Genomic DNA, 9,583 nt, shown 5'->3' with positions numbered 1-9,583 from the left:
GCCACGATCACCGGCTTGGCGTTCCTGCGGCACATCTCCACCAGGCGCTTCTGCACCATCGGGACCTTCTCCAGCGGATACTCCACCGCCAGCCGGGGTGGCGGCCGCGCCGTCGGTGTGCAGGGCGCGCAGCAGGGCGTCGCGGGTGTGCGCGACGGTCGGCTCGGGAAGCCGGGCCTCCACCAGCGCTCGGGCCTCGACCGACTCCCCCGGCACGGTGGCGCTCTCGGCGCGGAACAGCCCGCGCCGCTCGTCGGCGGTGACGGTGGTGGCGGCGCCGAGGAAGCGCACGACTCCGGCGCGGGAGAGCGCGAGCAGCTGCCGCAGGCGTGGGCCGGGCGGCCCGGAGGCGAGGTAGCTGAAGAAGCCGTGCCACCAGGGGCCGCGGTCGCCGATGCGTATCAGCTGGCCGTAGACGGACAGCAGCGCGAGGAAGACCGCCAGGTCGGGGCTGTGTGCGGGGTCGTGGCGGCGTGCGAGGTCGGCCTCGATCCAGCCGCGCAGTCCCTCTTGCAGGGCGTCGCCGTCGGGGTGGCGGACGCCGGTCAGGGGGTGGTCGAGGGCGTCGAGGTCGAGGCGGTCGGCAGGGTCGGGGACGGCGGTGCTCACCAGGGCCTGGAGTGCGGCGCTGCCGGGGTCGGCGGCGGCGTATTTCTCCTCGAAGTCCGGCCGGTTCATCCGGGTGCGGTCGGGGTGGGCGGTGAACAGCCGGTGGTAGTGGGCGAAGCCCAGTTCCTTGTCGATCAGCGGCCAGATGTCGCGGCGGAAGTCCAGCTCTCCGGGCCGGGCGAGCAGCTCGTCGACCTGCTCCGGTCCGAAGAAGCGCGGCACCGGCGGCCGTTCGCCGTCGAGCTCGTAGCCGATCTTGGAGTGGTACGGGACGCCGCGCCGCGACCCGACGTGCAGGACCGGCTCGCGTCCCGACGGCCGGTAGGTCGGCGTGCCGTCGGCGCCGGCGGTGTAGGTGCCGCCGCGCCCCTCGGTCAGCAGCACCATCAGGTCGATGAAGGCCAGCCCGAAGCCGCGGACGAGGACGGGCTCGCCGGGGCGCAGCGCGCTCAGATCGGTGTCGGCGGTGAAGGCGGGCGGCATGTGCGTCAGGCCGTGGCGGGCCGCGAAGGCACTCAACTCCTGTTGGCCGGGCGGGAGTTCGGATTCGAGGTGGCCCAGGGCCAGTACCACCAGGTCGGCGGTGAGCGGTGTCGGGCGGCCCTGAAGCCACACCTCCTGGCGGCCGTCGCGCGGTCCGGTGACCCGTACGGCTTTTCGGCGGTGCTCGTGGACGGCGATGCGTGGCGGCAGCGCGGCCACCGACTGCTCGTACACCCAGCCCAGATAGGCGCTCTGCAGCCGCCGGGCGGGGAAGTCGCGGGGGCCGAGCGCGGCGATGGCGTCGGCGAGGCCGGGCGTCGTGGGGGTCTCCTGGGCCGGGGGAAGGATCTCGCCGGCCCGTACCGCGTCGGCCCATTCGGCGAGCGAGGGGCCGGGCCGCACGGGGCCGGCCAGTTCCACGCTCTCGTCGGTGAACATGGTGACGTCCTCTGCGGTGGAGTTCATCCACAGCAGCAACGACTGGTCGGCGCGCCAGATGCGGCCGCCACCGGGCGGGTAGGGGTCGACGAGGTGCAGGTCAAGGGGCTGGTCGCCGTACAGCTCCGGGGCGTTGGCGGCGATCCGCTCGACCAGTCCGGTGCCCCGCGGGCCGGCGCCGACGATCACCACGGACGGGCGCGCGGCGGGGCTCATCGGGCACCGGCCGTGCCGCGGGCGTAGTGCCGCTCGACGAAGTGCTGGCCGACGCTGAGGACGGAGGTGACCGCGATGTACCAGAGGGTGGCGACCATCAGCAGGGGGATGACCTGGTAGGTGCGGTGGTAGACGAGCTGGACGGAGTAGAGCAGGTCCTGGACGGCGATGACGCTGACGATGGAGGTGCCCTTGAGGGTGCCGATCAGCATGTTCCCGGCCGGCGGGACGATCGCCCGCATGGCCTGCGGCAGCACGATCCGGCGCAGCCGCCGTCCGGCGCCGAGCCCCAGCGACTGGGCGGCCTCCAGCTGCCCCTTCTCGACGGAGAGGATCCCGCCGCGGACGACCTCGGTGGCGTAGGCGGCCTCGTGCAGGGTGAGGCCGATGACGGCGATGGTGACCGGGCCGAGCAGATTGACGGTCTTGATGCCGAGGACCGTCGGGTACAGCGCCCCGATGTTGAACCAGAACAGCAGCTGCACCAGGATCGGCATCGACCGGAAGAGCCAGACATAGCCCCAGCTGACGCCGCGCAGCACGGGGTTGGCGGACAGTCGCATGGTGGCGAGCAGGGTGCCCAGCGCGAATCCCAGCACCATGACGACGGCGGTCAGCCACAGGGTGAGGCCCAGGCCGCGCAGTACGGCGGTGGTCAGGAAGTAGTCGGCGACGACGTCCCACTGGAAGGCGTCGTTGCGGACGACGGAGAGGACGGCCAGTGCCAGCAGGGTGAGGACGACGGCGGCCGCGGCCCGCTGTCCGGTGCGGCGGCGGGGGACGATGCGCAGGGTGGTGGTGGGGTCCGTACGGCCGGGCGGGGCCAGGGCCGGTTCGGCGAGGGTGTCAAAAGACATGCGAAGGCTCCGTGGATTCAGTGATCGCACACGGGAGTTGAGCGCCTTCACACAGGCAGAGCGCGTTACGGGGAACGCATCCGGTCGCGCCCCTCAGCACGAACCGGCCCTTGAGGCTATGGGGTGAACATGGCTGGTTGTCAAGGCTGTCCACACTGTGGGCGGTGCGCCGGAGCCCGGTTGACGCGGAAACGGATGCCTGTTCCACTTAGCCGCATGTACTCATGGCAGCGGCTGGTCACCCGCGACCACATCGACTTCGGTCGTGTGTGGTCGTCGTCCTGTTGAGCTGACGCCCTGCCCTGAAGCCCGTCGCCCCTGAGGCCGGGCCGTTTCGCGGTTCTTCTCCCGTCACCGCGCCTTCACACCTCGCGCCGCCTGCGGTGCACCCTCCCCTCGCTTGGCACGTCTGCTGCCTCCTGTGCTTTCTCCTCATCCCCGCTCAGAGAAGGGCGCGGTATGCGCTTCGGCGTCATGACCTTGATCGATAATGTCCCGGATGCGCTGTCCGGGCGGCTGCTGTCCCCCTCCGAACGTCTCCGTGAGGTCGTTGAACTCGCGGTGCTGGCCGAGGAGTTGGGGTACGACGCCTTCGGTGTCGGCGAGCGGCACGGCCCGCCGTTCCTGTCCAGCTCGCCGCCGGCGGTGCTGGGCGCGATCGCCGCCCGTACTCATCGCATCCGTCTGTTCACCACCGTCACGGTGCTCTCCACCCTCGATCCGGTACGGGTCGCCGAGGACTACGCCACCGTCGACCAGCTCTCCGGCGGCCGCCTCGAGCTGACCATCGGCAAGGGCAACGCCCCCGAACCCTGGCACCTGTTCGGCCGTGATGTGGCCGACCAGTACGCGCTCCAGGAGGAGAACTACGAGCTGCTGCGGCGGCTGTGGAGCGAGGAGAAGGTCACCTGGTCCGGCCGGTTCCGGCCGCCGCTGGAGGAGGTGACCGTACTGCCCCGCCCCTACCAGCGGCCGCCGACCGTCTGGCACGGCAGCGCCACCAGTGAACGCTCGGTGGAGCTGGCCGCGCTGTGGGGCGACCCGCTCTTCGCCGCCAACGCCATCCAGCCGGTGGCCAATTACGCCAGGCTGATCGACCACTACCGGGCCCGCTGGGAGGCGTACGGGCACGATCCCGCGGCCGCCGTCGTCGGCTCCGGCGGCATTCTGTATGCGGCCCCCGACGACCACACCGCCCGCCGCGAGTTCGCGCCGTACTACGAAGCGGCCGTCGCCGCCCGCGATGTGCCCGGCAACAACACACCGTTCCGCACCCTGGACGACGCCGCCGACCACGGCCCGATGCTCGTCGGCTCCCCCGGACGGATCACCGACAAGATCCTGCAGCAGCACTACGCCTACGGCCATACGCTGCAGTTCTTCTCCGTGGAGAGCGCCGGGCTGCCCTTCCACCGCAAGGCCGACGTGCTGCGGCTGACCGCCGCCGAGGTGCTGCCGCAGCTGCGCGCGGAGCTGCCCGACCCGCCGGCGTGGCCGGCCGTCCCCACTCCCGTACTGCCGCCGCTCACCCCGCAGGCCGCCCGGTGACCGCCGCACCCCGGCCACTGTCGGCGACCGGTCCGACGGTGCTGCACACCACCGTCACCGACCCGCTCGCCCGCCCGCTCCTCGATGAGCTCACCCACGAATACAGCACCCGCTACGAACGGCCCGTCGACCTCGGCCTGGAGTACCCGGCCCGGGAGTTCGCGCCGCCGCGGGGCGCTTTTCTGCTGCTCCTGGAGGACGGCGAGCCGGTCGCCGGCGGTGCCTACCGCCGCTATGACCCGCAGACCGCCGAGCTCAAGAGGATCTGGACGCACTCCGCGCACCGCCGGCGCGGCCTGGGCCTGCGGGTGCTCGAAGCCCTGGAACGGGAGGCGGGCGACCGCGGCTACACCCGCATTTTCCTGACGACCGGCCCCCGCCAGCCGGAGGCCAAGGGCCTGTATCTGGCCGCGGGCTACCGCCCCCTGTTCGACCTGACCGCCGACCCGGAGTCCATCGGCCCGCTGCCGTTCGAAAAGCAGCTGACGCACCCGGAGCACCCAGCGCACCTGGAGAACCCGCGCCCATGACCAGAACCACGCCCCGCACCGCCGCACTGCGCGCCGCCGCCCTCCTGGCCGGCGCACTCCTCGCGCTCACCGCCTGCGGCTCGGGCGGTCCGGCGGCCGACGACAAGGCACCGGCGGCCGCCAGGATCCCGACCACGGATGTGGTCTCGGGCATCAAGAAGGACCCGGCCGCCGCGAAGCTGCTGCCCGCCGAGGTCCGCCAACGCGGCACCCTCACCCTCGCCTCCAGCGTCGGCACCCCGCCCGGCACCACCTATCTGGCCGACGGCAAAACCCTGGCCGGCCAGGACGTCGACTTCGCCGACGCGGCCGCCAAGGTCCTCGGCATCCGGCTCCGGCGGGAGGTCGCCGGCTTCGAGGCGATCCTGCCGGCCCTCGGCAGCGGCAAATACGACCTGGGCACCGGCAACTTCGGCGTCACCGACGAGCGGCGCAGGACCATCGACTTCGTCACCTACATCAATGACGGCCAGGGCTTCGCGGCCCGCAAGGACAGCCCGCTGAAGAAGGTCACCTCACTGAAGCAGCTGTGCGGACTGACGGTCGCCACCGGCGCCGGCACCACCTTCGAGGCGACGCTGGAGGAGAACAGGCACCTGTGCAAGGAGGCGGGCAAGAAGCCGTACGACGTCACGACGTACGCCGAGTCGGGTGCGCTGTGGATCTCGCTGCAACAGGGGCGTACCGATGTGGTGATGAGCACCATCAACGGGCTGCGCTACGCGGTGAAGCAGCAGCAAGGCCTGCGCTTCCTCAATGAGTTCAAGCGGCTGGACGTCGGCTTCGCCTTCAAGAAGGGGACGCCGCTGGCGCCCGCTTTCCGGGCGGCGGTCAACCGGCTGAAGAAGGACGGGAGTTACGGCCGGATCCTGAAGAAGTGGGGCACCGGCGCATCGGCAATCGGGACGTCGCAGATCAGTCCGCCGGAGATCAGGTGAGTGCGGGGCGGGCGGACCGTTCCGGTCCGGCACGGGCCGCCCGCCCCGACCGTCACCGCGCCGGCGTCCCCGCCTTGGCCGGGCCGTGCGGCCGTATGCCGCGGTACGGCCCGGCCGGCCGGCGCCGCCCCGTCGGCATCTTCCCTGGTCCCGCACCAGAACCGACCCCCGGGCCGGATCCGATGTGCCGTGACCGCGTGTCGATCTCACCCGGGCATACCGACCGTGATGCCCATCGCACAGTCAGTTTCTTTCCGGGGCGCGGGAACTGACGTCGCGCCACCCTCTTTGCACCAGATGTGTCACGAACCCCCCGTGCGGCGGCTATCCACTTGGCACACCCTCCGCATCATGCACGACGATAGGGGGCGGAACACGGAAAGACGGAACACCACCGCGGGTGAGAGGAGGCGTCAATGGGATCGGTGCGCAAGGCGAGTGCCTGGCTTGGCCTCGTCGACGACAACGATGACGAGCGCTACTACGACGACGACTACGCCGAGGGAGCCGGCTCCGCCGCCCCGGCCGGCAACTCCTGGGTGACCGACCCCCGGGTCCAGGTGGCCGACCGGACCGCGCACGACCAGGGCACCCGTATCGCCACCGTCACCCCGGAAGGCTTCGGCGACGCCCGTGGCATCGGCGAGCTGTTCCGGGAGGGCGTCCCGGTGATCGTCAACCTGACGGCCATGGACCCCGCCGACGCCAAGCGGGTGGTGGACTTCGCCGCGGGCCTGATCTTCGGCCTGCGCGGTTCGATCGACCGGGTGGCCACCCGGGTGTTCCTGCTCACCCCGCCCGACTACAAGGTCTTCAGCGGGGGGCAGGACGGCCACCGTAACGGGGGGTTCTTCAACCAGAGCTGAGTGGCGTGGTGTGTGTTCCCGGCCGGGGGCCTGGCGGCAGGCCCCCGGTGATTGCCGTCAGAGCCGGGCGGCGGGCCGCTCACCGGAAGGCATCGAGCCCGGTGAGCGCCTTGCCCAGCACCAGCTGGTGCATTTCGACGGTGCCCTCGTAGGTCAGCACCGATTCGAGATTGGTCGCATGCCGCATGACGGGGTACTCCAGCGAGATCCCGTTGGCGCCCAGGATCGTCCGCGCGGTGCGGCAGATCTCGATGGCCTCACGGACGTTGTTCAGCTTGCCGAAGCTGATCTGCTCGGGGCGCAGCCGCCCCGCGTCCATCCGCAGCCCCAGGTGATGGGCCAGCAGGATCCCCTTGTGCAGCTCGACGGCCATGTCGGCGAGCTTGGCCTGGGTGAGCTGGAAGCCGCCGATGGGCCTGCCGAACTGCTCGCGGGTCTTCGCGTAGTCCAGCGCCGCCTCGAAGCTGGCGCGCGCGGCGCCCATGGAGCCCCAGACGATGCCGTAGCGGGCATGGCTGAGGCAGCCGAGGGGGCCGCGCAGGCCGGTGACCTCGGGGAGCACCGCATCGGCCGGCAGCCGCACGTCGTCCATGACGAGTTCGCTGGTCACCGAGGCGCGCAGGGACCACTTGTGCTTGATCTCGGGGGCGGAGAAGCCGGGGGTGTCGGTGGGGACGACGAAGCCGCGGATGCCGTCGTCGGTGCGGGCCCAGACCACGGCAACGCCGGCCACGGAACCGTTGGTGATCCACATCTTGCGCCCGTTGAGCACCCAGTCCGTGCCCTCCTTCTTGGCGTAGGTCCGCATCCCGGCGGGGTCGGAGCCGTGGTCGGGCTCGGTGAGGCCGAAGCAGCCGATGACCTCGCCGGCCGCCATCCGCGGCAGCCACTGCTGCTTCTGCTCCTCGGAGCCGAAGCGCCAGATCGCGTACATGGCGAGTGAGCCCTGGACGGAGACCAGGGAGCGGATGCCGGAGTCGGCGGCCTCCAGCTCGAGGCAGGCCAGGCCGTACTGGACGGCGGAGGCGCCCGCGCAGCCGTAGCCGGTGAGGGACATGCCGAGCGCGCCGAGCGCGCCGAGCTCACGGGCCAGTTCGCGGATGCCCGGCAGCTCACCGTCCTCGTACCACTGCGCGATGTGCGGCAGGACGCGGTCGGCGGCCCACTGGCGGACGGTGCCGCGGACGGCGCGGTCCTCGTCGGTGAGCAGATCGTCGATGCCCAGCGGGTCGGTGGGGTCGAACGGCGGCGTCGGGGACGGCGTTGCGGACATGCGGGGCCTCCGGCAGGTTCAGCGCTCACGCGTAAAACTAGCAGTGGTAGTTATTGCGTCCGAAGGTACGGCCCCCGGTGCCACCCGGGCAAGGGTCACCGCCGCGCGGCGGGGCACGGGAAGAGGAGGGAGAAGGCGTGGGGCGGTCAGCGGGTGGAGCTGGCGGGGGCCGGCTCGCTGTCGCAGCCGGGGCCGGTCGCGCGGTCGCCCGCGGCGGCCTCGCCCTCGGCACGCTCGGTGGAATCCGCGGCCCGGCGCGGCAGGCGCAGCGCGATGCCCGCGCCGGCCATCAGCAGGACGGCGCTGGCGACGAGGGTGACATGCAGCCCGTGGATGAAGGAGTCCCGGGCGGCCACGCGCAGCGCGGCGCGGGCGGAGTCGCCGAGGTCGTCGGCCACCCTGTACGCCTCGCCGAGCGAGTGCGACGCGGCGGCGGCGTCACGGGCGGGCACGCCGTCGACATGGGCCAGGCCCGGCGCATAGGCGGCGTTCATGACGCTGCCGAGCAGGGCGACGCCGATGCCCGCGCCGAGCTGGTAGGAGGTCTCCCCGAGGGCGGCGGCGCCGCCGGCCTGTTCGGCGGGCGCCTCGCTGAGCATCGACTCGTACGCGCCGAAGAGCGTGGACTGGAAGCCGAAGCCGAGCAGGACGAAGCCCAGGGCCAGCAGCCAGACGCGGTCCTCCTTGCTCATCATCGTCAGGCACAGCACCGCGACGGCGGTCAGGGTGAAGCCGAGCGAGACCATGGCGCGCGGGCCGATGGCCTGCAGCAACTTCGAGCCGGTCAGACCGGCGGCCATCGCGGAAAACACCAGCGGCAGCATCCGTACGCCGGTCTCCAGCGGTTGCAGCCCGAGGACGAGCTGCATGTACTGGACGGCGATCAGCTGGAGGCCCACCAGGGCGAGCATGGCCAGCACGATGCAGCCGACGGAGGTGCCGAACGCGGGGCGGGCGAAGAGCCGCATGTCGATCAGGGGGTGCTTGCGGCGGTGCTGGCGGTGGACGAAGAGGATCAGCAGCAGGGTGCCGACGAGAATCGGGCCGAGCGTGGTCGCGCTCAGCACGGCCGTCCCGCCGCCGATGCGCTTGACGCCGAGGACGATGCCCAGCACTCCGAAGGCCGCGACGACCGCGCCGACCACGTCCCAGGGGCCGTTGCGCTCGCCCCGCGACTCCGGCAGCAGCCAGCGCCCTATCAGCAGCATCGCGGCCATCATCGGGATGTTGATGAGGAAGACCGAGCCCCACCAGAAGTTCTCGACGAGGAAGCCACCGAGGACCGGGCCGACGGCGGCGCCGACCGCGGCCACCGCGCTCCAGACGCCGATGGCGACCGCGCGTTCGCGCCGGTCGGGAAAGACCTGGCGCAGGATCGACAGCGTCGCGGGCATGATCATCGCGCCGCCGATGCCGAGCAGCGCACGGGCCGCCATCAGGATCTGCGGGTTGGGCGCCAGCGCCGCGGCGGCCGAGGCCAGGCCGAAGAGGCCGTAGCCGAGGAGGAGGATGCGGCGGCGGCCGACGCGGTCGCCGAGCGTGCCGAAGAGGATCAGCAAGGACGCGGCTATCAGCGGATAGACATCGACGATCCAGAGCAGTTCCACCGGTCCGGGCCGCAGGTCCTCGGTGACGGAGGGCACCGCCACGTACAGGATCGTGGTGTCCAGCGCGACGAAGAGCAGGCTGACACAGAGCACGATCAGCACGGTCCAGCGGTTTGCACCGTCGCGTGAGAGCCGGGTGACACCAGCCGTCCGTCCACTGCCGGACGCGGTCGTCCCGGACATGCAGTTCCTCCTGTCATGCTCTCGCGGCCGTGGAT

Annotated in this window: 8 protein-coding genes; 4 read left to right on the top strand and 4 right to left on the bottom strand. The window is 71.6% G+C overall.

The genetic code is table 11. The features are described 5' to 3' along the window. Together AB0D04_RS32460 and AB0D04_RS32455 are read right to left on the bottom strand one after the other, a co-directional pair. Window positions 1-1,746: FAD/NAD(P)-binding protein (locus AB0D04_RS32460; protein WP_362710665.1), on the bottom strand; the 1,746-nt coding region annotated here is incomplete at its 3' end. After that, window positions 1,743-2,603 (bottom strand): amino acid ABC transporter permease, encoded by an 861-nt coding sequence (locus tag AB0D04_RS32455; protein ID WP_362710663.1) that lies wholly within the window; start codon window positions 2,601-2,603, stop codon window positions 1,743-1,745. The genes AB0D04_RS32455 and AB0D04_RS32460, both read right to left, overlap by 4 nt. 459 nt (window positions 2,604-3,062) lie before the next feature. Here AB0D04_RS32455 and AB0D04_RS32450 point away from each other — a divergent pair, with 459 nt between their 5' ends. From AB0D04_RS32450 to sepF, 4 genes are all read left to right on the top strand, one after another. Further along, entirely contained in the window at window positions 3,063-4,151 is a 1,089-nt protein-coding gene (locus tag AB0D04_RS32450) for an LLM class flavin-dependent oxidoreductase (protein WP_362710660.1), read from the top strand. Then, on the top strand, window positions 4,148-4,681 hold the full coding sequence (locus AB0D04_RS32445; protein WP_362710658.1) for a GNAT family N-acetyltransferase: 534 nt from the start codon (window positions 4,148-4,150) through the stop codon (window positions 4,679-4,681). The genes AB0D04_RS32450 and AB0D04_RS32445 overlap by 4 nt, the downstream gene beginning before the upstream one ends. Beyond that, a complete protein-coding gene (locus AB0D04_RS32440; protein WP_362710655.1) occupies window positions 4,678-5,619 on the top strand; it encodes an ABC transporter substrate-binding protein in 942 nt (313 codons plus the stop codon). The genes AB0D04_RS32445 and AB0D04_RS32440 overlap by 4 nt, the downstream gene beginning before the upstream one ends. 416 nt (window positions 5,620-6,035) lie before the next feature. Further along, a complete protein-coding gene (gene sepF / locus AB0D04_RS32435) occupies window positions 6,036-6,485 on the top strand; it encodes a cell division protein SepF (protein ID WP_362710654.1) in 450 nt (149 codons plus the stop codon). A gap of 79 nt (window positions 6,486-6,564) precedes the next feature. Here sepF and AB0D04_RS32430 read toward each other — a convergent pair whose 3' ends face one another. Next, window positions 6,565-7,758: an acyl-CoA dehydrogenase family protein gene (locus tag AB0D04_RS32430; RefSeq protein ID WP_362710651.1), complete on the bottom strand. Its 1,194-nt coding sequence runs from the start codon at window positions 7,756-7,758 to the stop codon at window positions 6,565-6,567. Between the two features lie 146 nt (window positions 7,759-7,904). Further along, entirely contained in the window at window positions 7,905-9,548 is a 1,644-nt protein-coding gene (locus tag AB0D04_RS32425) for an MFS transporter (protein WP_362710648.1), read from the bottom strand. Window positions 9,549-9,583 lie beyond the last annotated feature (35 nt).

The organism is Streptomyces sp. NPDC048483 (genome assembly GCF_040651455.1).
Taxonomy (GTDB): Bacteria; Actinomycetota; Actinomycetes; order Streptomycetales; family Streptomycetaceae; genus Streptomyces.
The sequence above is the reverse complement of the archived record's forward strand: the minus strand, read 5'-3'. Positions and strand labels throughout refer to the sequence as shown.

Coding starts and splice junctions, on each gene's coding strand:
- AB0D04_RS32455 (WP_362710663.1), bottom strand. CDS start 2,603: ATGTCTTTTGACACCCTCGCCGAACCGGCCCTGGCCCCGCCCGGCCGT.
- AB0D04_RS32450 (WP_362710660.1), top strand. CDS start 3,063: ATGCGCTTCGGCGTCATGACCTTGATCGATAATGTCCCGGATGCGCTG.
- AB0D04_RS32440 (WP_362710655.1), top strand. CDS start 4,678: ATGACCAGAACCACGCCCCGCACCGCCGCACTGCGCGCCGCCGCCCTC.
- sepF (WP_362710654.1), top strand. CDS start 6,036: ATGGGATCGGTGCGCAAGGCGAGTGCCTGGCTTGGCCTCGTCGACGAC.
- AB0D04_RS32430 (WP_362710651.1), bottom strand. CDS start 7,758: ATGTCCGCAACGCCGTCCCCGACGCCGCCGTTCGACCCCACCGACCCG.
- AB0D04_RS32425 (WP_362710648.1), bottom strand. CDS start 9,548: ATGTCCGGGACGACCGCGTCCGGCAGTGGACGGACGGCTGGTGTCACC.